Annotated in this window: 17 protein-coding genes; 2 read left to right on the top strand and 15 right to left on the bottom strand. The window is 58.9% G+C overall.

Annotation, left to right across the window (positions count from 1 at the left end; all coding sequences use genetic code 11):
* Window positions 1–34 precede the first annotated feature (34 nt).
* The 5 genes from nirD to ACWJJK_RS11885 all read right to left on the bottom strand — a co-directional run bounded on the left by nirD (window position 35) and on the right by ACWJJK_RS11885 (window position 7,762).
* Entirely contained in the window at window positions 35–355 is a 321-nt protein-coding gene (nirD, locus tag ACWJJK_RS11905; RefSeq protein WP_442777779.1) for a nitrite reductase small subunit NirD, read from the bottom strand.
* A gap of 5 nt (window positions 356–360) precedes the next feature.
* Window positions 361–2,799, bottom strand: coding sequence for a nitrite reductase large subunit NirB (gene nirB / locus ACWJJK_RS11900; protein ID WP_156881207.1), 2,439 nt, complete (start codon window positions 2,797–2,799; stop codon window positions 361–363).
* A 359-nt stretch (window positions 2,800–3,158) separates the two neighbouring features.
* The gene (locus ACWJJK_RS11895; protein ID WP_077729544.1) at window positions 3,159–4,880 is read right to left on the bottom strand and encodes a bifunctional protein-serine/threonine kinase/phosphatase; all 1,722 of its coding nucleotides are present in this window, start codon (window positions 4,878–4,880) and stop codon (window positions 3,159–3,161) included.
* Window positions 4,881–4,922: 42 nt separating this feature from the next.
* Entirely contained in the window at window positions 4,923–6,197 is a 1,275-nt protein-coding gene (locus ACWJJK_RS11890) for an MFS transporter (RefSeq protein ID WP_077729640.1), read from the bottom strand.
* 614 nt (window positions 6,198–6,811) lie between these two features.
* On the bottom strand, window positions 6,812–7,762 hold the full coding sequence (locus tag ACWJJK_RS11885) for a hypothetical protein (protein WP_086134789.1): 951 nt from the start codon (window positions 7,760–7,762) through the stop codon (window positions 6,812–6,814).
* Between the two features lie 627 nt (window positions 7,763–8,389).
* On the opposite strand from ACWJJK_RS11885, the gene ACWJJK_RS11880 reads away from it, so the two are divergent.
* Entirely contained in the window at window positions 8,390–9,208 is an 819-nt protein-coding gene (locus ACWJJK_RS11880; protein WP_156881206.1) for an alpha/beta fold hydrolase, read from the top strand.
* A gap of 313 nt (window positions 9,209–9,521) precedes the next feature.
* Window positions 9,522–9,692 carry a hypothetical protein gene (locus tag ACWJJK_RS11875; RefSeq protein ID WP_156881205.1) on the top strand — a complete coding sequence of 57 codons (171 nt, stop codon included), beginning with the start codon at window positions 9,522–9,524 and terminating at the stop codon, window positions 9,690–9,692.
* Between the two features lie 89 nt (window positions 9,693–9,781).
* Here the strand turns inward: ACWJJK_RS11875 and cynS are convergent, their stop codons facing one another.
* The 10 genes from cynS to ACWJJK_RS11825 all read right to left on the bottom strand — a co-directional run bounded on the left by cynS (window position 9,782) and on the right by ACWJJK_RS11825 (window position 23,342).
* Entirely contained in the window at window positions 9,782–10,273 is a 492-nt protein-coding gene (gene cynS / locus ACWJJK_RS11870) for a cyanase (protein WP_205780710.1), read from the bottom strand.
* Between the two features lies 1 nt (window position 10,274).
* A complete protein-coding gene (locus ACWJJK_RS11865; protein WP_077729538.1) occupies window positions 10,275–12,014 on the bottom strand; it encodes a bifunctional protein-serine/threonine kinase/phosphatase in 1,740 nt (579 codons plus the stop codon).
* Between the two features lie 590 nt (window positions 12,015–12,604).
* Window positions 12,605–13,444, bottom strand: a complete 840-nt coding sequence (locus ACWJJK_RS11860) for a formate/nitrite transporter family protein (RefSeq protein WP_077729537.1) — start codon at window positions 13,442–13,444, stop codon at window positions 12,605–12,607.
* A gap of 652 nt (window positions 13,445–14,096) precedes the next feature.
* On the bottom strand, window positions 14,097–15,827 hold the full coding sequence (locus ACWJJK_RS11855) for an ABC transporter ATP-binding protein (RefSeq protein ID WP_156881204.1): 1,731 nt from the start codon (window positions 15,825–15,827) through the stop codon (window positions 14,097–14,099).
* A 10-nt stretch (window positions 15,828–15,837) separates the two neighbouring features.
* Complete coding sequence (locus ACWJJK_RS11850; RefSeq protein ID WP_077729535.1) at window positions 15,838–16,830, bottom strand: ABC transporter permease; 993 nt, start codon at window positions 16,828–16,830, stop codon at window positions 15,838–15,840.
* Window positions 16,831–17,145: 315 nt separating this feature from the next.
* Window positions 17,146–18,468 (bottom strand): CmpA/NrtA family ABC transporter substrate-binding protein, encoded by a 1,323-nt coding sequence (locus tag ACWJJK_RS11845; RefSeq protein ID WP_240507076.1) that lies wholly within the window; start codon window positions 18,466–18,468, stop codon window positions 17,146–17,148.
* A 747-nt stretch (window positions 18,469–19,215) separates the two neighbouring features.
* On the bottom strand, window positions 19,216–19,437 hold the full coding sequence (locus ACWJJK_RS11840) for a GMC oxidoreductase (protein WP_139841116.1): 222 nt from the start codon (window positions 19,435–19,437) through the stop codon (window positions 19,216–19,218).
* Between the two features lie 55 nt (window positions 19,438–19,492).
* On the bottom strand, window positions 19,493–19,828 hold the full coding sequence (locus ACWJJK_RS11835; protein ID WP_205781106.1) for a hypothetical protein: 336 nt from the start codon (window positions 19,826–19,828) through the stop codon (window positions 19,493–19,495).
* Window positions 19,829–20,247: 419 nt separating this feature from the next.
* Window positions 20,248–22,146: an ATP-binding cassette domain-containing protein gene (locus tag ACWJJK_RS11830; protein WP_086134783.1), complete on the bottom strand. Its 1,899-nt coding sequence runs from the start codon at window positions 22,144–22,146 to the stop codon at window positions 20,248–20,250.
* A gap of 101 nt (window positions 22,147–22,247) precedes the next feature.
* Window positions 22,248–23,342, bottom strand: a complete 1,095-nt coding sequence (locus ACWJJK_RS11825) for a hypothetical protein (RefSeq protein ID WP_086134782.1) — start codon at window positions 23,340–23,342, stop codon at window positions 22,248–22,250.
* Between the last annotated feature and the right edge of the window lie 161 nt (window positions 23,343–23,503).

Genomic DNA, 23,503 nt, shown 5'->3' with positions numbered 1-23,503 from the left:
GCTGGGATAAGGGCAAACGTTCACGGAATTCCGGCTATTCCGGCCTGTCGAGCTGCAACCACAACCTTTCGTTTTCCAGCCTTACCGGAAAGCATGCCGTTCGGCCCTCGTCCGGCGGAGCGGCATCGCCGGACGCCAGGTCGATCACCCAGTTGTGCAACGGACAGGCCACCCGCTTTCCGCATACGATGCCTTGGGAGAGCGGCCCACCTTTGTGCGGACAGAGGTCGCGAACCGCGAAAATTTCGTCGTTCAGGGTGCGGAAGATGGCGACATTGCCGGCCGGCGTGGCGACGACGCGAGCGCCTTGGCGGGGAATGTCCTCGATTCGGCCGATTTCGATCCAGTCGCTCATGACATTCATCCTACTTTCCTCAAGGGTTCGAAGTGTTGCCGCTCGGATTCCTTGGCGAGAACCGCCCATGGATCGATCTGGGCGCTTTTCTGCGATTCGAGAAACCGCTCGTACAAGGCGCGTCGGCTTTCCGGATTCGAGACGATGCGCTCCTGGACATAAGCGAGACCGACGCGTTCGATCCAGTGCGCGGTCCGCTCCAGGTAGCGGGCTTCTTCCCGGTATAGCTGCATATAGGCGCCGCAGTATTCCTTCACTTCCTCTTCCGTATCGACCTTGCACAGAAAATCGGTGGCGCGGACCTTCACGCCGCCGTTGCCGCCGACGTGAAGTTCCCAGCCTGAATCCACCGCCACCACGCCGAAGTCCTTGATCGTGGCCTCGGCGCAGTTGCGCGGGCAGCCCGATACCGCCATCTTGACCTTGGCCGGCGTCCACGACCCCCAGGTCATTTTTTCGAGGTCTATGCCCATCTTGGTGGAATCTTGCGTGCCGAACCGGCACCATTCCTTGCCGACGCAGGTTTTCACCGTGCGCAGCGATTTGCCGTAGGCATGGCCGGAGACGAGGCCGTGCTTGCCGAGTTCCGCCCAAACCGCCGGAAGCTGCTGTTTCGGGACGCCCAGGAGATCGATACGCTGGCCGCCGGTGATCTTGACCGTCGGAATCTCGAACTTTTCGGCCACGTCGGCGATGGCGCGCAGCTCCCGAGGATTGGTGACGCCGCCCCAGATCCGCGGCACCACCGAATAGGTGCCGTCCTTCTGGATATTGGCGTGGGCCCGCTCGTTGATGAAGCGCGACTGCGGATCGTCCCGGTATTCGTTGGGCCACTGGCAGAGCAGGTAATAATTGAGCGCGGGGCGGCAGGAATGGCAGCCGTCGACTGTCTTCCAGTTTAGGAAGCGCATCACCTCGGGAATCGACTTCAGGCTCTCCGCGCGTATCGCCTCTCGCACTTCTTCATGGGTATGGTCGGTGCATTTGCACAGCGGCTTTTTGGCCGGACTGACCGAGTAATCGCTGCCCAGGGTGCTTTGCAGGATCTGCTCGACCAAACCGGTGCACGAGCCGCAGGAAGCCGATGCCTTGGTATGGGTGCGCACGTCCTCCAGGGTGAATAGCTTTTTCTGAACGATGGCGTCGACGATCGTCTTCTTGCACACGCCGTTGCAGCCGCAGACCTCCGCCGTGTCCGGCATGAGCGCCGCGCGGTTGTCCGCTCCGTGGCCGGCATCGCCCAGATGCGCCTGCCCGAACAGGATGTTTTCCCGGAAAGCGGAGATATCGGTGCCGTCCCGCATCAACTGGAAGTACCAGGCGCCGTCGCCGGTATCGCCATAAAGCACCGCGCCCTTGATGCGGTTGGATTCGACCACCAGCTTCTTGTAGATGCCTCGGGCGGGATCTTGAAACAACAATTCTTCGTAGCCGTTTCCGCCCTGAAACTCGCCGGCGGAGAAAAGATCGATGCCGGTCACTTTCAGCTTGGTGGACGTCACCGAGCCCTCGTAGCGCGCGATGCCGTATTCCGCCAGGTGATTCGCGCAGACCTTGGCCTGCTCGAAAAGCGGGGCCACCAGGCCGAAAAGCTGCTTCCGGTGTTGCACGCATTCGCCTACGGCATAAATGCGGGGATCGAAAGTCTGCAGGGTGTCGTTGACCAGGATACCGCGCTCGCAATGGATGCCGGCGCTCTTGGCGAGATCGACGTTGGGGCGGATGCCCACCGCCATGACTACCAGATCGGCGGGGGTTTCCGAGCCGTCCTTGAAGCGTACGCCGGTGACGCGGTCGTGGCCGAGGATGGCTTCGGTCTGCGCTTCCATTCGGAAATCGAGGCCGCTGTCCTCGAGCGCCCGTTTCAAAAGGTCCGCGGCAGGTTTGTCCAGTTGCCTTTCCATCAGGGTATCGAGGAGATGCACGACAGTAACCGCCATCCCCCGCTTTTTCAGCCCGTTGGCCGCTTCAAGCCCCAAGAGGCCGCCGCCGATGACGACCGCATGCCGGTACTTCTGCGAAGCCTCCAGCATCAGTTCCACGTCGCGGATGTCGCGAAAACCGATTACGCCCTGCAGATCCCTGCCTGGGACCGGCAGCATGAAAGGCATGGAGCCGGTGGCGAGCAGCAGCCGGTCGTAGCCGGCCTCCAGTCCGTCTTCGGTACGAACCAGCCGCCGCCGACGGTCGATCGCGACGACCTTCCGCCCCTTGTGCAGCGTGATGCCGTTCGACGCGTACCAGTCGTCATCGTTCAAGATGATGTCGTTAAGCGTCTTCTCGCCGGCCAGGACCGGGGACAGGAGGATACGGTTGTAATTGCAGTGCGGTTCGGCACCGAACACGGTGACGTCGTATGCGTCGGGAGCGATTTTCAGCAGCTCCTCGACTGTGCGTATGCCGGCCATACCGTTGCCGATTACGATGAGTCTCTGTTTTTTCATGGCTTACCTCCTCCGGGATGAATCCCATTCGTCAAATCAACTTTCGTAGGATGCGGGGACGTGAGATGAACCTCGTCATTCCGGCACGGATTGCTCGCCCCTTCCCAGGGGGCTCGTCCTTCAGACCAGCCTGCGGCTGTCCAAAACCGTTCCCGACGGTTTTGTGCCGGAATCCAGACGCCAGGGATGGCATCGGCCCGGATCACAATCCCTGTGCTCTGGATGCCGGCATTCCAATCGCAAACGGTCATCCAGGGAGCGCCCGGATGACCCTTCCAATCGCAAACGGTCATCCGGGGAGCGCCCGGATGACCCTTCCCTGCCGGCATGACGGCTTTACTTACTGCATTGATAAACACCTAAACCCTCCCGTAGACCTGAAACAGGCACACCATCAGCAATCCGAACAGGAGCAGCGCGGTCAGTTGCCAGAACAGAACCGGATTGCGCTGGTACAGGGGAAGGGGACGGGCGGAGACACGCTTGCCGCCGCCTTTCGATAATCCGGATTCCAGCTCGAAGGCCAGCTCGATGGCGTCGGCATAGCGTTCGCCGGGGTCGATCGCGACCGCGCGCGCCAAGGCGGCGTCCAGCCAGACCGGCAAATCCGGACGGCGGCTGGTCAGGGGTTTGGGTTTTCCGAATCGGGGCGTGCTGAATGGCTCGATCTCGCCGTAGGGATAGGCACCTCCGGAGAACACGCGATAGAGCGTTACCCCCAGCGCGAAGATGTCGCTGGCGACGCTGCCCCGCTCGCCGTGAAACAGTTCCGGCGCCATGTAGCTGGCGGTGCCCGGCATCGGATCGGCCTGGTCCTCGTCCCAGGCCGGCAACCGGGCGATTCCGAGATCCAGCAGTTTCAGGCCGCCGTCGTCCGGAAGCAGGATGTTGTCGGGCTTGATGTCGCGGTGCACGATCTGCTGGCGGTGCAGTGCGTGCACCGCCTTGCACAGTTTGAGAGCGAGGTCGATGCCCGGCTCCAGGCCGATGCGTGCGTTTCGCCGCAGGTGCCGTTCGAGCGTGGCGCCGCGATAATACGGCATGACCGAGTAGAGACGGCTTTGCCGCTCCGGCGGCTGTTCCAGAATTTCGGCCACCCACGGACTCTTCACCCGCCCGCCGATCCATGCTTCCCGGACAAAGGCATCGTGATATTGCCGCTCGCTGGCTACCCGCGGATGAGGGAACTTGATGACCACCGGGTTGCCGTTGCGCCGGTCGACCGCGCGGAACAGCGCGCTGTAGCGCCCGGAAGACAGCAGTTCTTCCAGTTGAAAATCATCCACCGTATCGCCGGGACGGGGTAGTTCCAGGATCGGCAAGGACTCGATGATTTCCCGCAGCGATTGCCGGTCGGCCCGGGGCAGGGCGATGACATCCACCACCAGCGCGGTGACGTTGTCGGTGCTGCCGCGCTCCAGCGCCGATTCGACCAGAGCGTCCGCACTGCTTTGGGGCGCGGCCCTTTCCAGCAGGATGCGCGCGATCTCGGCTTGTTTAAGTCCGCCGTGTAGGCCGTCGCTGCACAGCAGGAAACGGTCGTGGATTTCGAGCGTGTGCACGGCGTAGTCGGTCCGGAGCAGGGGCTCCAGGCCCACGGCCCGGTACAGGATATGGTCCAGTTCGGGGCCGTTCAAAGTGTGATCCTTCGTCAGCAGCTCCAGCCGCTCGCCGCGCAGGCGGTAGATGCGCGAGTCGCCGACGTGTATTAGATGTGCGCGGCGGCCGCGAAGAATCAAGGCACTGAAGGTGGTAGCCATGTGGGCGAGATTCGGGTCACGCTTGCCCATCGCGTGTATCCAGCGATTGGCGGCATCCAGGCTTCGATCCAGCAACTGCTCCACCGCCAAGGTTTCGGCCAGGCTGTAATAGGCTTCCATGAAGCTGTGCATGCACAACTCCGCGGCTACCCGCCCTCCCTTGGCCCCGCCCATGCCGTCCGCCACCGCCGCGACGACGCCGCGACAGGCCAGTTCCTGCTGCGACGGTTGAGCGATACCGGCGTAGTCCTGGTTGTCTTCGCGCCGCCCTTGGCGGGAAGCGAAGGCGGCGCTCAAGGCGAGTTGTCCGTTCGCAGTCACTGACGCACCCCGGTGTGTTCCCTTATCCCCATTCCGCCATGCTCAGACCCGCGCACCGGATACCGCGCCCCAGGTCGTGCGCCAGCGTTTCTTGACCATGATCAGGCCGACGAGCCCCAGGAGCGGCAGCCCCGCGAACACGCTGAAACCCAGCGCGAAGCCGTGTTGCACATTCCAGGACCAGCCCAGGGTCTTGGCCAGGAAGAATCCGCCCACACCTCCGGCGCAGCCGACGAGTCCGGTAATCACGCCGATTTCCCTGCGGAAACGCAGCGGCACCAACTGGAATACCGATCCGTTGCCCATCCCCAGGGCCAGCGTGCCGACGAAAAAAATGCCGACGGCAGACCATGCGAGCGCCGGCAGTTCGAACAGACCCCAGCCGGCCACTTTCGCGTCGCTCGCCGATTGCGGCGCCGGCCCCTCCGGCAAGAACGAAATCGCGAGATAGCTCAGGGAAACGATTACGAACAGAACTTGCAGGGCACGGATGCCGCCTACCCGATCGGCCAAAAGCCCTCCCACCGGCCGGAACATCGAGCCGGCGAATACCACGAGCGCGACCATCATGCCCGCGGCTATTCCGGAGACGTGATACCAGTTGGTGAAATAAAGAGGCAGGGCATTGCCGAGCCCCACGAAGCCCCCAAAGGTAATGGAATAAAAGAACATGAACCACCATGTGTCGGGGTCCTTCATGACCGCGGCGTAGTTGGCCAGGGTGACCGGCGTGCGTTTGTCGGGGGCATCCTTGACGAGAACGGCGTAGATGACGAGCACCAGCACCAGAGGAATGAGCAGGAAACCGAACACCGCCTGCCAGCCGAAACGTTCCGCCAGCCAAGGGACGATCATGGAGTCCAAGACTACCCCCATATTGCCGGCTCCCGCGATACCCATCACCACGCCCTGGTATTGGGGCGGATACCAGCGGCTGGCCTGGGGCAAGGCCACGGCGAAGCTGGCTCCGGCTATACCTAAGAGCAATCCCAGCAACTCCACTTCCAGCTTGGAATGCAGGCCGAACACGAATACATAGGTGAGCCCGAGGATCACCAGCAATTGGGCCAGAACGCCGGTCAGCTTGGGTCCCAGATGGTCGGCCATCGAACCCAGAACGATGCGGAATATTGCGCCGGACAGGATGGGAATCGCGACAATGGTGAACTTCTCCGCCACCGGTAGCCCCAGATCCTTGGTGATGTACAGGGACAAGGGCCCGAGCATCACCCAGACCATGAAGGAGACGTCGAAATAAAGAAAGGCGGACAACAGGGTTGGCCAGTGGCCGGCACGCTTGAATTCTTTGAAGTCCATCGACAAATCTTCTCGAAAAATCCTAGAGCCGCTCTCCGGTGAATCCGGAGCAAAAAAAAAGCGCCCGGCGAACATCGATGCACGATGATCGCAAGACGCCTTTGCCATGTTCCTGAACGCCACCGTTGGCGCAGGTACATTCTATTGATTCATGTAAGCAGCTCGCGTGCCAAACAGCGCGGAAGCACGTCGGCTAGGCATTTCGGCGGTCCGCTGGGCTGTGCAGAATGCCTTCCCGCAGCTATTTGCACCATTGTTGCGCCTACGGTGCACCGAGTTGAAGCGCAGGTACGGATCGCGGGCGCTTAACGGTGGTAAGACGGCACCCGTATTCCGGTGAGTCTATATAAAGTAACGGATAGAGCAGGTGGAGCCGGTTGGATGCCGAACCGGGACTGGCCGGGCATAAACCGCATCGTTCGCGAGTGATGCGGTTTTTTCGTCAGTTTAAGACGTGGATTAGCTGGGTTTTCGCTATCGCTGCAACCCAGCCTACGGTCCCGTCGGGCGCAACGCTGAAATTGCTGGAAGGCCCGGAACAGCGCGACTTGAAGGTTTCGGTGGTGTTTCCGCCTCCGGCATCCACCGAGGTACGGCCGGGGTGAACCGGCCGTTCAATCGACGCCGCGGGACACGGCAAGGGTTTGCCAGCGGTGCCTCGCGAATACGACGACGGCGAGCGTCACCCCCAGTGTTTCGAAGGATTCCTCCGCCAGAAGTACGACCTGCCCCGGCGTGGAGTTAAACCATGCTTCTCCCAGGCGTGCTGCGCCGTTCGCCTCGACGATCTCGAAGCCCAGCGCGCCTGTCGCGAATACGAGCCCGGCCAATACCAGTTGCCACAGGGCGCGGGGGCCGACCGCTCGACGTGCCGCGACAAGAAACCAGGCGCTCATGACCAGCAGCAACGGCAGGAAAACCAGTGGCCAGAAATACGTCCTGACCGGGCCGACGCTCAGGGTGTTCTCGCCGTCGCCGATCAGTGTGCTGCCTTTCAGCAAGACGCCGACCGCCTCGTGGAACGAAAGCAACTCATCGAACCCGAGGTAGGTACATACCAGCGCGGACGCGAACCAGAAAATCGCGCGGTCGAGGCGGTAGCACTGGAACGAAAGCCACGCGGCAAACCAGAGCTGTAAGCTTGCAAAAATGGCCGGAATTCGGAACTCGCCGCCCATCCAGAACGCGGCACGCAGCCATCTGAGCTGGTCCGCTCCCTTGTCTCGGGTAAGCCAAAACCCGAGACCGAGCAGGAGCTGAACCAGGACCAGGGCGGTACCCAATGCACGCGCTCGCTGAGTTGGGGTTGCGCCCTCGTACCAGGCCGGAAGGTTCGGCGAGAAGAGGTTCAAGGCAAGTGCAGTTCCGGCAAGCAACCAGGCCAGCGCTTCGAATGTCCAGAAATAGAAGCGCTGAGGCCATGCCGCCAGCAGCATAATCGTCCCGGCCTCCCGCTGGGGCAACAGGCTCGGCAGTTGCAGCAGGTGAAGAACCACGCCGGCGGTTATCGACAACAGGAACATGAGCTGCAACCTGTGGTGCGGATATTCGATACGAGTACTCATCTTGCGGATGGCGGGCACGATTTCCGGACAACGAATGGGTGTTTCTTATATCCCGGGGAGGAACGAGTTGCAACCTTCCCCGGAGACGGGCAGGTTTGCCTTATTTAACTTGCGGAATGGCAAGATCACTGGAGATGGAAAAACGCGTAGGGCTCGGGACGCAGCCCGCTCGCTTCGGCCTGGTGGTCGGCTCGTCATCCTCGATATCAAGGACCCGTCTCGCTGACGGATCAAGCCGTCTGGAGCATCCTCTATGAACGCCATCAGCAGAAACCGCGGGAAACGATGGAAAAGCACTTTAAGCGCGGGTTGTTAGCCGAATGGAGAAAAGCAATACGGCGTAACCTACTCACTTTGAATACCCAACAAACAGACGGAGCGCTACGGAGAATGGATAGCTTTACGATAAGGAAAAGTATTTTTATCGAAGCAAGGCCGGAGACGATATTCGATGCGCTCACGCGGTATGATGAAATCGTCAAATACTTTCCCCTCAAAAAGGTAACGTCCGATTGCAAAGCGGGTGGCGAGATATTGTTTGACGGCGAGATTAAAGGAAAAGAAATACACCGAGCATCGCCCGTGACGCTTTGTTGCAGGGCGAAGTCGCGGATATAGGAGGTCGGCATGGCAGCCGCAAATGTCAACGGTGTGCGGCTTTTCTATGAACTCCAAGGCAGCGGGGAGGCTCCCCTCGCATTGGTTCACGGCTCATGGGATTCTCATCGCGACTGGGACCTGCTCGTTCCCCGTTTGGTCGACTCTTTTCGAGTTCTCACCTACGATCGCCGTGGCCACAGCGAGAGTACGTGTCCACCGGGACAAGGCAGTGTGCGCGAGGACGTGGCCGACCTTGCTGCGTTGATACAGGACCTGGGACTCGCGCCGGCATGGGTAGCGGGAAACTCGTTCGGCGCATCGATTGCGCTCCGGCTGGCCGGTGAGCGGCACGACCTCCTTCGCGGCCTCATCATTCACGAGCGGCCCCTCTTCGCGCTGCTCGCCGACGACTCCGCCGTTGCGCCGATGCTGGAGCAGGTTCGGCAACGAGTTGGGGGCGTGGTCGAACGGATCGCCTCGGGCGATCATGCCGGCGCCGCCGAACAGTTCGTCGAGACTGTTGTGCTCGGCCCGGGGTCCTGGGCTCAACTGCCGCCGGAGTACAAGAAGATCATGATGGATAATGCTCCGACCTTCCTCGACGAGGCGAAAGATCCCGAACAGCTGGTTTTCGAGCTGGAGTGGATCAAGGAGTTTACGCGTCCGGCTCTCCTCACGCTGGGCGACCAGAGCCCACCCATCTTCGGACCAGTAGTCGGCAAGCTTGCAGAGGCGATGCCTCGCGCGGAGGTCCTGAAATTTCCGGGAGCAGGGCACATCCCGCACGCCACCCACCCGGACGTGTACGCTAAGGCTATTATCGAGTTCGTCCGTATGCACTCGTGATCGTCCAACGGCGGAAGTTACCGTTGCACTGCGTCTAAGCAACGTGTTCTTCGCAGACCGGGAGCCGATTTTCCTTCCATGACAGGAATTTTTGAAAATCAAGGGGAAGCGCGAACAGCGGCGTTCATAGCTTCCTCGGACAAAGGCGTCCTTGGCCGGTTTCGTACGGAACCGGCATGGGCGCTTTTTTTTTCGGCTTCGGAAGAGAAATGTCGGCACTACCCGAATACAAATTCGACCGTGAGGATTCGGCTGCACCCACCGCACCGTGGTGCTCGGCGGCTTGCTGCTGGGTATCGAGGCGGCCCGCGCCATGCACCGTTCCAACATCGGGGCGTTCCTGGCCGAGCATCGCGACTGTGTGATGCCACGCCAGCTCCATATCGCCGCCCAGACTGTGTCTGATTGGGGCTCAACCTCCGCCAACGATTTGGAGCGGGGCGAGCCGGCGCCGGAGTTCGAATTCGACCGGGCGGTGAGCTAGTAGCGGCTCTCACTCGAGCCCGCTCTTTCGCCCGATCCGCCGGTTGCCGACTCGTCTCATAGAGCCCGGCAAAGCAATCCTTTACCGATTTACCAGGATTTGTAAGGCAAAAATTTACCGTTCATGGTGATGACGACGCGATCGCCGGCTGGGTTTTCTTCTTTGCCGACCGTCATGCTGAAATCTATCGCGCTCATGATACCGTCTCCGAATTTTTCATGAATGATTTCTTTCAAGGTTTCTCCGTAAACGCCGACGATTTCATAAAGCCGATAAATAAGCGGGTCTTGGGGTATTTCGAAGGGCCATTGTTTGTGAGGAAACATTTCCAAGGCGGCTCGAACTTCAATAGGCAGCTCCAAAATGGCGCAGAGCTTTTCGGCAATGTCGTGTTTCATGCTGTTCATGCCAAGACAAGCCGAGGCCAGCCAAACCTCATTGACGCCAATCTGTTCGGCAATGGCTGTCCAAGTGAGTTGTTTTTTTACTTTTGCAGTAATAATGCGGTCCGTCATTTGTTCTTTGGTCAGCAGAGAATCGGCTTTGCAAGATGACGGTGTCTGTGTCGATTTTGTTTTCATTTTAGATACCCCTATTTGTTAACTTAAACAATAAGGCAACAACAGTAATTGCCAGAATGAAGGAAACGCTTTTCCAGAAAACTACTGGATTACGTTCGATGAGCGGTGGACGGGTCTTATTCAGAAACGCTTGGTTCGGGTGGCGCAGATCATAGATAAACTCGGATAATTCCCCATAACGCTGATACGGGTTCGGATGTACTGCCTTCCTGAGCACATCATCGATCCAGGCAGGGATTTCCCGATCGTCATCGAGTACAGAGTGATAGGCTAATTTCTTTTGTGCGGCTCTGGTTCTGGCCTTGGAGACTTCGGCGCCATAAGGCAGTTTACCCGACAGCATTTGATAAGCTATAACGCCCAGCGAAAACATATCGGAATATGTTGTCCCGCTTTCGCCAAGAAAATATTCCGGCGCGGTATATTGGGCAGTACCTAGCAGATGACTTCGCTCGATTGCCGTTGTGATCTCCATCAGGCCGGCAACTTTCGTCGAACCGAAATCGATGATCTTCACCGTGCCGGTACGGTCGATCATGATATTGTCCGGTCTCAGGTCCTGATGCAGCATTTCCAGCCTGTGAAAAGCGCGTAATCCTTTGGCAATTTGTTCAACGATGCCGCGCACGGTTTCCAGGTCCGGTCTCGGATTGTCGATCATCCACTGCGTTAATGTCTGACCGTCAATGAATTCGGTGACGATATAGAGATAGTTGCGTTTCCGCGTCTGTGCGCAAGGCTTCAGTACATACGCACTATTGATGCGCCGAGCGATCCATTCTTCCATCAAGAATCTTTCCAAATAAGCCGGGTCGCCCCGAAGATCGATCGATGGCGTTTTGATGATGACCGGTGTGCCGGTTTCGTTATCAACCGCCAGATAAACATGGCTGCGACTGCTGGCATGCACCTCCCGGACGATCTTGTAGCCATCAAAAACCATTCTGGCTTCCAAAATCGGGGGGAACGGCAGTTCGGTTAACTGCTGATAGAGTTCATCCGGATTCTGCTTAGGCAAGTTTTCGATTTTAACGACCTGAGCCGTGAGATTATCCGGACTGCCTTGTTGGTATGCCGCGTCCACGATCGCTTTCGCAGCGGTATCGAGATCGTCTTCATGCTCTCTGATGGCATTGATGATGAACCGAGGACTGGCATATTCATAAACGCCGTCTGTCGCGAATAAGAAAATATCGCCTTCTTCCACTGGCAATACTCGATAATCAATTTCGAGCTGAGGATTAACGCCTAAAGCCCGACCAAGATAGCTTTTATCCTGCGATACCCAAAATCGATGATCGTTGGTCAATTGCTCCAAGGCATCATCATGCAATCTATAGATGCGCGTATCGCCCACGTGAAAAATATGTGCGGTGGTTGACTTGATCACCATGCCGCTAAAGGTGCACACATAACCTCTGTCTTTATCGTAACGATACTGGCTTTGCTGTGTCTGTGAATGTAACCAGGAGTTGGTCGCGATCAAAACCCGCTGTGCTGACTTCCTGACAGACCAAGCGTCCGAAGTGCAGAAATAATCCTCGAGAAAACTCCTAACAGCGGCTTCGCTGGCAATCTGGCTCACATCGCTGCTGCTGATCCCGTCGGCCAGCGCAATCGCAATTCCTTTCGAGCTCAACTGGGGCTCTTTCGGTATGCAAACACCGTGAAAATCCTGATTGGTTTCCTTACGGCCTTTGTCGGAGTATTGTCCTACGGAGATTCTTAATTGACTGGACATTTTTGTTTTTATAGATCCGACCTGGTAAAGCTTTTAAGCCGCCCGCCTTGAGTTTGTCGAAAGACTACAAAGCTTCGGCAAGCCCAGCACAAACGGCCTAATACTTCATGGGGACCGGATCAAGAACGAGATTGAGGGAGCTTCAACCGTGTAGACAGCTGAAGCTCTTTCATCTTATTGCATATTATTTGGAGCCGATCCCAGTAGGCTGGTCGCACGTCAGGCGATGATGCTGCAGGCCAAGTAGAGCATGGCAAGATCGTTATCGCCCGTTGTTCCCAATGGATCAAATTACGGCTGAACAGATTATTAATCAGGCCCGTAAATACCCTCCTGGTATTTCGGGCCGCCGCCCAGGCCCGGTACACGCCCGGCCTGGGCTCACGCGGCTTGTCGCCGCGCCGGGGCATCCCTGCCCCGGATTAACCCGGCCAATATTTATAGGCCGGGTTAATAAGCCGGCTATGGGCGCGCCTCCCGACCCACCGTTCCGCTCCCACAACTCATCCGGAATTCCCGCCAGCCATCATCCTTTATTACCAGCCTCACTGATTCCTCTTCACCAACTTTTTGGCATGAGAGGTCACTCGTCAGGCTGCTCTTCCCACCGAGACACGTTCCTTACTGACCCGTTTTGGCGCCGTTCTTACATGTGTGGAATACAAAGTCAGTCCGGTGAACGCGAGCCCGCCAACCAGATTTCCCACAACGGTCGGAATCTCATTCCAGATAAGGTAATCCATGATCGAAAACTTTCCGCCCATGATCAGACCTGACGGAAACAAAAACATATTGACGATCGAATGCTCGAAGGTCATTGCAAAGAAGAGCATGATCGGCATCCACATGGCGATCACCTTACCGCTCACCGACGTGGAAATCATCGCGCCGACAACGCCGGTAGAGACCATCCAGTTGCAAAGCATGCCTCTGATAAAGAGCGTCAGCATGCCTGCCGCTCCATACTTTGCATAACCTAGCGTACGCGCTTCCCCGATACCGGCAATTTTTTGACCTACTTCATTGGGTTCTGTCGAGAAACCGAAGGTGAAAACGATCGACATCATCACCGCCACGGTAAACGCCCCCATGAAATTGCCGATAAAGACCAACGCCCAGTTCCGTAAGATACCGCCAATTGTCACCCCCGGGCGTTTATCGAGCCATGCAAGCGGCGTCAAAACAAATACCCCGGTCAGTAGATCGAAGCCCAACAAATACAGCATGGAAAAACCGACGGGGAACAACATGGCGCCAATGAGCGGAGAGCCCGTCTGTACGGTCATCGCAACCGCAAACACCGCAGCCAATGCCAGGATGGCGCCGGCCATATACGCTCTGATCACCGTATCCCTGGTTGACATGAATACTTTCGATTCACCTGCATCCACCATCTTGGTGACAAATTCTGACGGGACTAAATAAGACATAATTTTCTCCTTTAGCTCGATTATTGGTATCGGTCATGCAACGAAGAACCAGTGAGGCAAAAAAAAAGCGCCATAACCCTAAAGGGGTTAAAGCGCCGTTGCTTAATAAACCTCAGCTCGATATAAGCGTATTTTGTGCCAAGTGTCGTTATTCTTGCTAAGTTATTGATAGATACTGGCAATTACGTAATTTTGTACGACTTTGAATAGAATAAAAGATATTGCTTGAACTAACATGGTGCACAGCGGAACAGGGGTGCATACGGGGTCTGCTCTCAGGAATTTTGCCTGACCATCCTCGACAGCCTTGTTTTCTCGAGGCTCACCGCTTGAACGCGGGTGCATATAGGGTCTGTTCCACATGCCAACATGCCCTGGAGCCGAATGGGAGCTTGCGGCTGCTGGCCTCGGTTATATAAGGAGGTGGCCTACGCGGCAGCCGGCGGGGTAGGGAAGGGAAAGGAAAGGGAAGCGGCTCGCTGATCCGCCGCTTTCCTTTTGCGCGGGTCCTCAACCTCCGGCTTTTCCGTTCCCATCCATCTGGGAACGAGCCAAAAGGCCATTCGGCAACGACATCGCGTTGCGCTCCGTGCGGACTACTCACCGCCCTCGCAGCGTCCGGCGTGGCGGTTCCTCAGCGTGACCCATTTCATCAACTGTGATCGCACTCCGCCAGGAAGGTGAGCAACTGCTCGCGCAATTCGTAGTAGTTCGGGTGTTCGAGCAGCATGGTGCGGGTACGGGGGCGGGGCAGGTCGATCTCGAGGATCTTGCCGACTTTCGCGTTCGGCCCGTTGGTCATCATCACCACGCGGTCGGCGAGCAGAATGGCCTCGTCCACGTCGTGAGTCACCATGATGGCGGTCAGTTTGGTGCGGGTCCACACCTCCATCAGAACTTCCTGCAAGTCCCATCGGGTGAGTGAATCGAGCATGCCGAACGGCTCGTCCAGCAGCAGCAGCTTGGGGGATAGCGCGAAGGCGCGGGCGATGCCGACCCGCTGTTTCATGCCGTTGGAAAGTTCGCTGGCTTTCTTGTCCCTGGCGTCGGTCAGGCCGACCCGGCTGAGATAGTGCTCGACGATGGCTATGCGCTCTTTCTTACTGGCGTGGGGATAGACCTGTTCCACCCCCAGACAGACGTTCTCGTACGCCGTGAGCCAGGGCACCAGGCTGGGCGCCTGGAATACGATGCCGCGGTCCGGGCCGGCGGTGACCACTTCCCGCCCGTCCAGGACGATGCCGCCCTCGCTGATGTCGTTGAGACCCGCCACCATGGACAGCACCGTCGATTTGCCGCAGCCGGAGTGGCCGATGATGGAAATGAATTCGCCCTTGCGGATCTTGAGATCGAAGCCGTCGACGACCTTGATGGGACCCTTGCGGCTCGGATAGATCTTGGAGACGCGGGAGAATTCCACGTAGCGCTCCAAACCGGCTTTTGCCGGAACCGGCTTGATGTCGGGAGCCTGGTGTTCGCGTGCGGTGTTGGGAAGGACCGTCGGCAAGCTGATGATGTTGTCGGAAGTCGCAACTTCCCGCTCATGGCTGATTTGCATGAGATATTGAGTCACCTCGCGCCGGATGCGCTTGAACTCCGGGGAATGGTTGATGGCCTGGCGGTCGCGCGGACGGGGCAGGACCACCCGGAATTCCGGTCCCAGGGTTGCGTTCGGGCCGGGCTTCAGCGGAATGATGCGGTCCGCCATGATGATGCCCTCGTCCACGTCGTTGGTGATGAGCACGACGGTCTTCTTTTCCTGGCGCCAGATGCGGATGATTTCGTCCTGGAGCTTGGAACGAGTCAACGCATCCAGAGCGCTCAGGGGTTCGTCGAGCAGCAGGATGTCGGGCGAAGCCGCCAGCGCGCGCGCCACCGAAACCCGCTGTCTCATGCCGCCGGAAAGTTCGGCGGGACGCTTGTCCATGGCGGGGGTGAGATTCACCATGGCAATGTATTTCTCCACCCGCGCCGCCCGCTCTGCCTTGGGCGCATCCTTGAACACCTGGTCGACCGCCAGCGCCACGTTCTGGCGCACGGTCATCCAGGGCATCAGCGAATAGTTCTGGAACACCACGCCCCGGTCGGGTCCCGGACCTTCGATCGGCCTGCCGTTGCACAGCAGTTCGCCGGCGTCGGCCTCGATGAGACCCGCCATGAGGGAGATGAGGGTGGTCTTGCCACTGCCGGAGAAACCGACGATGGCGACGAACTCCCCCTCCACGATACGGAGGTTGATGTCGTTCAGCACCTCGGTCCGCCGGGCGCCGGTGCCGTAGCCTTTGCCGACGCCTTTCAGTTCCAGCGCCACGGTCCGCGGCGCCGGCTCTTCGGGCGGCTGGCTGTCGAAATCGTCGGTGTAGATGCGTTGTAGGCTTAACATATTGGACTCCTTAGCTTGAACGCTCGCCGAAGCTGACCAGTTGCTGCAAGGTCTGCATGATGCGGTCCAGCAGAAAGCCGACGAAGCCGATGGTGAATACGGCCACCATGATGCGCCCTAGCGACTGCGAACTGCCGTTCTGGAATTCGTCCCACACGAATTTTCCGAGGCCGGGGTTCTGGGCCAGCATCTCCGCCGCGATCAGCACCATCCAGCCCACACCCAGGGACAGGCGGAGCCCCGTGAAGATGAGCTTGAGCGAGGACGGAATGACGATCTTCATCACCTTGGTGCGGGTGGAAAGCCGCAGCACCTTGGACACGTTGATGAGGTCCTTGTCGATGGAGGCAACCCCGACGGCCGTATTGATCAGGGTCGGCCAGAGCGAGCACAGGGTCACGGTGATAGCCGAGATGATGAAGGATTTCTCGAACATGGGCGTGCCGCTCGTCACGTATACCGCACTCACCACCAGGGTGACGATGGGCAGCCAGGCCAGAGGCGACACCGGCCGAAAGATCTGGATCAGCGGATTGATCGCGTTCTGGAAGGATTTGCTCAGGCCGCACAGGATTCCCAGCGGCACGGCGACCAAGGTCGCCATGGTGAATCCGGCGAACACCGTGTAAAGACTGGTAAAGATCTGGTCCAGGTAGGTCGGCTTGCCGGTGTACGGCAGCGGGGTGAATTCCTTGCCCGGATTTTCCGCCAAGAACCGCTCCTTGCGCTTTTCCTGACGTTCGTAGAACGCGGCCTCGCGTTCCCGTTCCGCGATGTGTTCCTGGTACAGGTTCTGGGTTTGTTCCCACACCGCCGCAGGACCCGGCAGTTCCCCGAGCGAGGTTTTGACTCCGGCGGCTCCCACGTGCCAGAGCACCAGAAAGAGGGCGATGCCGAATAGGGGCGGCCAGTTGCTGTGGAAGATGGCCGCCAGTTTCGAATCTCCGTTGGCGTTGGCCTGTGTCAGAGTGCCCAATCGTTGCAATAATGTTTGTGCCGTCATGTTGATCCTCCCTGTCGGAGAGCCCGCGCAGCGCAAGGGCCTTCGACGTGACTGAATGAAGATGGTTTCACTGGTTACCCAAAGCGTTTTCCGGTTTGGCGTAGAGCCCGAAGTAGGTCGGCAATCCATTCCCGATCGCAAACGGTCGCTTTAGTCGCGACCCTTCCGACACACGCCGTCGGCAAGGGACTCGGTTGGCAAAGGATTGCCGACCTGCGCATTTCCGATGCTCAGCCAAACCGCGGTAAAAAAACGCGCTACAAAAGGCAGCGGGCTTTTCTCGTGCATCGAAGCGGTCAACTGCCGTTTCCAGGGTTACGGCTTTTCGTTGCCCTTGAGGCCGATCTTGAACTGCTTCAGGTAATCGTTGGGTTTACGCCCGTCGTAGACGGTGCCGTCGATGAAACCTTTTTGCGGGCCCTTGAATCCGGTCTCCTTGTCGAAATCGGGGAAGTCCTGAGCGCTAAGCTTGCCTTCGGCAATCAACTCTTTGGCCGCGGCGGCGTAAATGTCCGGACGATAGACTTTCTTCGCCGTCTCCATGTACCAGGAATCGGGCTTGGCCTCGGGAATCTGGCCCCAGCGGCGCATCTGGGTGAGGTACCAGATGGCATCGGAGTAGTAGGGGTAGGTGGCGTGATAACGGAAGAACACGTTGAAATCGGGTGCCTCGCGCTTGTCGCCCTTTTCGTATTCGAAGGTGCCGGTCATGCTGTTCGCGATCACCGCTTCGTCCGCACCCACGTAGTTCGGTTTCGAGATGATTTTCACAGCCTCGGCGCGGTTCTTGTTGTTCTCTGCATCCAGCCAGTACCCGGCGCGGATCAGCGCCTTCACCACGCGGATATGGGTGTTGGGATTGGCGTCCGCCCAGGCTTTGGTGACGCCGAACACCTTCTCCGGATTGTTCACCTGGACCTCGTAGTCGGTGGCCACCGGCACGCCGATCCCCTTGAACACGGCCTGCTGGTTCCAGGGCTCGCCTACGCAATAGCCGTCGATGGTGCCCGCTTCCATGGTGGCCGGCATCTGCGGCGGCGGCGTCACCGATATCAGCACATCGGCCTTGAGCGTGCCGCTGATGTCGCCCTTGGTGGGCGCGTAATAGCCCGGATTCATGCCGCCTGCCGCCAGCCAGTAACGCAATTCATAATTGTGGGTGGATACCGGGAACACCACGCCCATGTTGAAGGGCTTGCCCTTTTTCTTGTAACCGTCGACGACCGTCTTGAGGTATTTGGGGTCGATGGGATGCACCGGCTTGCCGTCCTTCATCGGCAGCTTCTTCTTCAATTCCTCCCAAACGGCGTTGGAAACGGTGATGCCGTTGCCGTTGAGGTCCATGCTGAAGGCGGTGATGACGTCGGCCTGGGTGCCGAAGCCGATCGTTGCTCCTATGGGTTGCCCGGCCAGCATGTGGGCGCCGTCGAGTTCGCCCGAGATCACCCGATCGAGCAGCACTTTCCAGTTGGCCTGGGCTTCCAGCGTGACGGACAGCCCCTCGTCCTCGAAATAGCCGTTCTCGTAGGCGATCGCCAGCGGCACCATATCGGTCAGCTTGATGAAGCCGAACTTGAGCGAAACTTTTTCCGGTGGCCCCACCTCCGCTTGCGCCTCGTGGGGACCCGCCGCCATCATCGCGCAAAGCGCAACCGCCATGGCCATGCCGGCCGCCTGCCGCATGAACCGGCGCCGACCGACGCCGGCCCTTTGGACCCCCGCTCCCCGTACAGCCTTTTCGTCTCCCATTTTTGTGCTCCAGTGTTTATCGTCGGGCAAAAAAAAGCGCCTGGCTGCCATCATCGATGGCAGCGAGACGCCGTTGTCGATTTTTCGCGCGCCGCCTTTGGCGCGCAGCTTGTTCAATGAGTCATAGAAGCAGAAGGTATGCCAGGCGCCGGAAAGTCACGGAGCTATGGATATTCGAGCCTTTGCGATCCGCTTATTGGCAGAACTCGTCGACCTTTCGTGCACCAATGCAGGGATGCCGCACGAATATGAAACACGCAATGCATTCGGAAGGGCTGCGCGCGTAGGCAAGGACCGGAAATTCGTAGGTCGGCAATCCGTTGCCGACGCACTGGAGCGGCTGTCGGATTGGTTTACGGCCCGCTCTCACACTAATTCCAAATCGCTTTCAATCAGGCATTCATTTTGTAAGATGGGTAGAGCGAAGCGAAACCCATCGATGGTGGGTTAGGCCGCGAGGCCGTAACCCACCGAGCGGCCTCGAATCGGTGGGTTACGCTTCGCTAACCCACCCTACAATTAATGTTCACTCGAATGCCGAATGGAATAAGGCCATTTGCAATCAATCCTTACGTGCGATTTGTCGGCAACGGATTGCCGACCTACTTCGGGCTCTACGCCAAACCGGAAAACGCTCTAGCCGTTCCGAAGCAGATCCGCTGCCTTCTCGGCGATCATGATCGTCGGCGCATTGGTGTTGCCGCTCACGATGGTCGGCATGATCGAAGCATCGACCACCCGCAGTCCCTCGATTGCGTGCACCTTCAAGCGGGAATCGACGACGCCATGGCGTCGTGGCCCATCTCGCAGGTGCCGGCCGGGTGCCAGGTGGTGGAGGCCGTACGCCTCACGAAGGATTCGAGATCCGCGTCGCTTCGGAGGTGTGCTCCCGGTGCGACCTCGTCGGAATGGCTCAGGTAGTTGGGGTCGATGACCGGCCGGTCGAGCGGATCGCCGAGGCCAGCGTGACCTCTCCGCGGCTCAGGGGCCGATTGATGTAGGCGGTGAACGTGATGCCGTGCCGGTTGGTGGCTCCCGCTTCGGGATAATCGGGCGGCAGGGTCATCAGGAAGAACAGCTGTAGCCCGGGAATCGTCTCTTCCGGACGGCTTTTGACGAAGGCCCCCGCCTCGAGGAAATTCGAAGCCAGCGCGCCGCTTCGGCTCGCTTCGTATTCCCGCAGCGCAGCGGCCTTTTGCGCTTCCGGAAGCGGGGCGAAGGTCAACGCTTGTGTGATCTCGCAGCGCACCCTCGTGTGGAGATGGTCCTGGAGGTTCTTGCCGACTCCCGGAAGATCATGGCGAATGCCGATGCCAACCGCTGAAGTTCCCGCGCCGCCAGCGCATGCCCCAATGCGCCTAGAGCACAGGCGGATGGGGTAGGGATGGCGACCCTGAGCCGCAGGTCCTCGCAGACCGCCTATATACCATGATCCATCGAAGCTCTGTCGGGATCGCCGGTGAACATGGTCTCGGCTTGCAGCATGCGGGTGATGCGGTAGTTGCCGTCGATACGCTCGGGCGCGTCGCCCCAGAAGACGGCGGTATAGCCCAGACCGCAATAGGCGGCGGCCGCCGCCGTCGCGGTCGTCGCGAAGTCCGATCAGCGAGCACGCTCTGTTTCGGGGGCATTGGGACCACTACGGAAAATGAGCCTGCGGGCGCCGGCTCAAGTGCTCAGCTGTTCCCGCAAGGCCTCCAGTTCTTCCCAGCGCATATACGCCGCCTCCACCGTCTGCTGCAATTCCGCCAGCCGGGCCTGGGTTCCGGTAATGGTGTCTTTCGTCTGCTGATAGAACTCGGGGCGGGAGATCGCTTCATTCAATGAGGCTATTTCGGTTTCGAGCGCCTCGATCTGCTGGGGCAAAGCCTCGAGTTCGCGCTGTTCCTTGAAGCTCAACTTTCTCAGCTTTTCCTTGACCGGCTTGGGCGGAATCGGTTTTTCAACGGCCGGCTTTGCCGGGGCGGGCTGAGGTGCCGGGCGTTGCCGCACCCAGTCGTCGTAGCCGCCCACGTAATCGTTGACAATGCCGTCGCCTTCGAACGCCAGCACGCTGGTGACGAGGTTGTTCAGGAACGCCCGGTCGTGGCTCACCAGCAATACGGTGCCGTCGTAATCGGTCAACAGTTCTTCCAGCAGTTCCAGCGTGTCCGCGTCCAGATCGTTGGTGGGTTCGTCGAGCACCAGGAGATTCGCGGGCTGAGTGAACAGCCGCGCGAGCAGGAGGCGGTTGCGCTCGCCCCCCGAAAGCGACTTCACCGGCTGACGTGCCCGTTCGGGAGTGAAGAGGAAATCCTTGAGGTAGCCGATGGCGTGAACGTTGCGCCCGTTGACGCTCACCCGGTCGCTGCCTTGGGCGACATTGTCGATCACCGATTTTTCTTCCTCGAGCTGTGCCCGGTACTGGTCGAAATAGGCGATTTGCAGGTTGGTTCCAAGACGGATGCGGCCCGACGTCGGTTGCAGTTCGCCCAGCATCAGGCGAAGCAGGGTGGTCTTGCCGCAGCCGTTGGGCCCGATGATGCCGACCTTGTCGCCCCGCAGGATCGTGGTGGAAAAATCGCGCACGATCGGTTGACCGCCGTAATCGAACCGAACGTTCTCGGCTTCCACCACCAGTCGTCCGGACTTTTCCGCCTGCTGCAGCAGCATGCTGACCTGGCCGGTACGGCCCCGCCGTTCCGCGCGTTCCTGGCGCATGTCGAGCAGACGCCGTACCCGGCCCATGTTGCGGGTGCGGCGCGCCTTGATGCCTTCGCGAATCCAGGCTTCTTCCTGCGCGAGCCTTTTATCGAATTCCGATTGAGCCTTGGCTTCGGCGTTCAGTTGTTCTTCCTTGCGCTTCAGATAGGTGGCGTAATCGCCGGGCCAGTCGAACAGCTTGCCCCGGTCGAGCTCGATAATCCGGGTTGCCAGCCTTTGCAGGAACATCCGGTCGTGGGTGATGAAGATCAAAGTTCCCGGCCAACCGAGCAGAAATTCCTCCAGCCAAAGAATCGCCGCGAGATCGAGGTGGTTGGTGGGCTCGTCGAGCAATAATACGTCGGGCTCTGAGACTAGGGCTCGGGCCAGCAACACCCGGCGTTTCAGGCCGCCCGACAGAGACTCGACATCGGTATCCACCGGCAGGTCGAGCTTAGACAGCAGGGATTCGACTTTCCGGTGGAGATCCCAGCCGCCGATGGCATCGATCGCGTGCTGGCATTGCTCCAATTCCGCCAAGGACTTCGAGTCGGAATGGCTCGCAACGCGATGGGATACGTCATGAAACCGGCGGATCAACTCGCCCGTATCGCCCAACCCGCCTGCAACGACGTCGAACACGCTGCCGGTGGCGTCCAGCGGGACTTCCTGATCGAGCCGGGCGATGCGCAAGCCCTCTTGATCGATGATTTCCCCTTCATCCGGAATCAAATCGCCTGTCAAAAGTTTGAGCAACGTGGATTTCCCCGCTCCGTTGCGTCCGACGAGGCACACCCGCTCGCCTTTTTCCAGGGAAAAGCCGATGCCGTCCAGCAGAGGCTGACCGAAGCTGACGTGTATATTGCGGAAGGTGATTAAAGCCATCGGAGTGTGGGACAGGAAAAAACGGGAATTTTACGCGCAGAAGTAGTTTGTCGCACCGAATCCGGAGCAATCGAGACCGCTGGACGATCGTTGCGGGGCACTCAGGGAGCGCAGCGTTCGGTCGGAGCGACAATGCGCAGATATCGTTGGGGTCGCCGCTCTTCGAACAGCTTCACCCGGTTCACGACATCCTCGGCACTGGTCTTGCCGATGGGGCCGGCTACGCTCCGCCCGGTCGCGGTAGCGAGCAAGTGTACATAGGTTTGATGAGGGCCGGAGGCAAGCTTCGAGTGTACCAAGGCACCGCCGACATCCCAGGGAGATTCTCTCTCCGGTACGCTGCTGCCCGGATTGCACATGCCGAGCACGATCAAGCCGTTCGGCTTGACGAGAGAACGCAAACTTTGGACGAAGTTTCGAAACCGCTCCGGGCTAAGCTCTTCGAATGAGCGCAAAACGAAGAGCGGAACTCTGCATATGGATTCGCAGGCTGCGCGCTTGAGATCCCGATCGGTATCGTTCGGAATGGAGGCCAGCATCGCGGCCGAACATTGGCGCTGCAGGCAAGCGGTATCCAAGGGTTGGAGTCTGCGCTCTTTGCTTATCAGAATATTTCTGATTTCCGTAGAATCTTTTCGGGAAAGTTCTTTCCAACGGCCGTCCATGAAGCTGCTGAATTCCCGATTCTGGCGGATGTCATAGGTAACGGTGAAAATCTCCGCAACTCCGGGCTGCGCCTCGACGATCCGGGTCGCTTTAGCGTGATCTCCCTCGATGGTGAGCGCGTTCTGAATGATATGACCGTTCAGAATCGGTCCGTCATATCCGCCGTGTCCGATAAGAATCACTCGGTCGAAAGGCGCCGAGCGCTGCGCCAACATATCGGCCTTGCGGTAGTAGTCCTCCCATTTGCGGACATCCCGCAACCAAGTGACTTGTGCGGAGAAGCTGGTTCGATAAAAAGCCTCGATTTCCGCCGCCGGGCGTTCTGGCCAGCGTTCGTTTTCCGCGGAATCCGGATCTTTTCTTAAGAGGGGAATAAGCAATACCCGAGTCGGCGAACGAACGGGAGTCGATGCGGCCGCTGGGGCCGATTCAGGTTTGCACAGGCTTTCTTCGGCGGCTGACGCGGAAAGAAAGGACAGGACGAGAAAGTGGGAAGCAAGCCAGGCAATGACGTGCGATTTTCGATTCAAGACGGCGATACGATAACCCTTGTATCAAATTTGACTCAATAAACAGCATCGGGTTGCCCCAAGGCGATCGAAAGAAGCCGGAAGTCCGAAGCGGTAAACGTCAGCGGCCGCTTTGCCGGTGGGCGATGCGTTCGGAAGCGGTCAATGGCGGGCAAGCGCCG

This window comes from Methylocaldum gracile, assembly GCF_053646815.1.
This window is presented reverse-complemented; position numbering and strand designations above follow the sequence as displayed.

Bases quoted from the DNA above. Each gene is read 5' to 3' on its own strand.
- nirD (WP_442777779.1), bottom strand. From the start codon at position 355: ATGAGCGACTGGATCGAAATCGGCCGAATCGAGGACATTCCCCGCCAA.
- nirB (WP_156881207.1), bottom strand. From the start codon at position 2,799: ATGAAAAAACAGAGACTCATCGTAATCGGCAACGGTATGGCCGGCATA.
- ACWJJK_RS11890 (WP_077729640.1), bottom strand. From the start codon at position 6,197: ATGGACTTCAAAGAATTCAAGCGTGCCGGCCACTGGCCAACCCTGTTG.
- ACWJJK_RS11885 (WP_086134789.1), bottom strand. From the start codon at position 7,762: ATGAGTACTCGTATCGAATATCCGCACCACAGGTTGCAGCTCATGTTC.
- ACWJJK_RS11880 (WP_156881206.1), top strand. From the start codon at position 8,390: ATGGCAGCCGCAAATGTCAACGGTGTGCGGCTTTTCTATGAACTCCAA.
- ACWJJK_RS11875 (WP_156881205.1), top strand. From the start codon at position 9,522: ATGCACCGTTCCAACATCGGGGCGTTCCTGGCCGAGCATCGCGACTGT.
- cynS (WP_205780710.1), bottom strand. From the start codon at position 10,273: ATGAAAACAAAATCGACACAGACACCGTCATCTTGCAAAGCCGATTCT.
- ACWJJK_RS11865 (WP_077729538.1), bottom strand. From the start codon at position 12,014: ATGTCCAGTCAATTAAGAATCTCCGTAGGACAATACTCCGACAAAGGC.
- ACWJJK_RS11860 (WP_077729537.1), bottom strand. From the start codon at position 13,444: ATGTCTTATTTAGTCCCGTCAGAATTTGTCACCAAGATGGTGGATGCA.
- ACWJJK_RS11855 (WP_156881204.1), bottom strand. From the start codon at position 15,827: ATGTTAAGCCTACAACGCATCTACACCGACGATTTCGACAGCCAGCCG.
- ACWJJK_RS11850 (WP_077729535.1), bottom strand. From the start codon at position 16,830: ATGACGGCACAAACATTATTGCAACGATTGGGCACTCTGACACAGGCC.
- ACWJJK_RS11845 (WP_240507076.1), bottom strand. From the start codon at position 18,468: ATGATGGCGGCGGGTCCCCACGAGGCGCAAGCGGAGGTGGGGCCACCG.
- ACWJJK_RS11830 (WP_086134783.1), bottom strand. From the start codon at position 22,146: ATGGCTTTAATCACCTTCCGCAATATACACGTCAGCTTCGGTCAGCCT.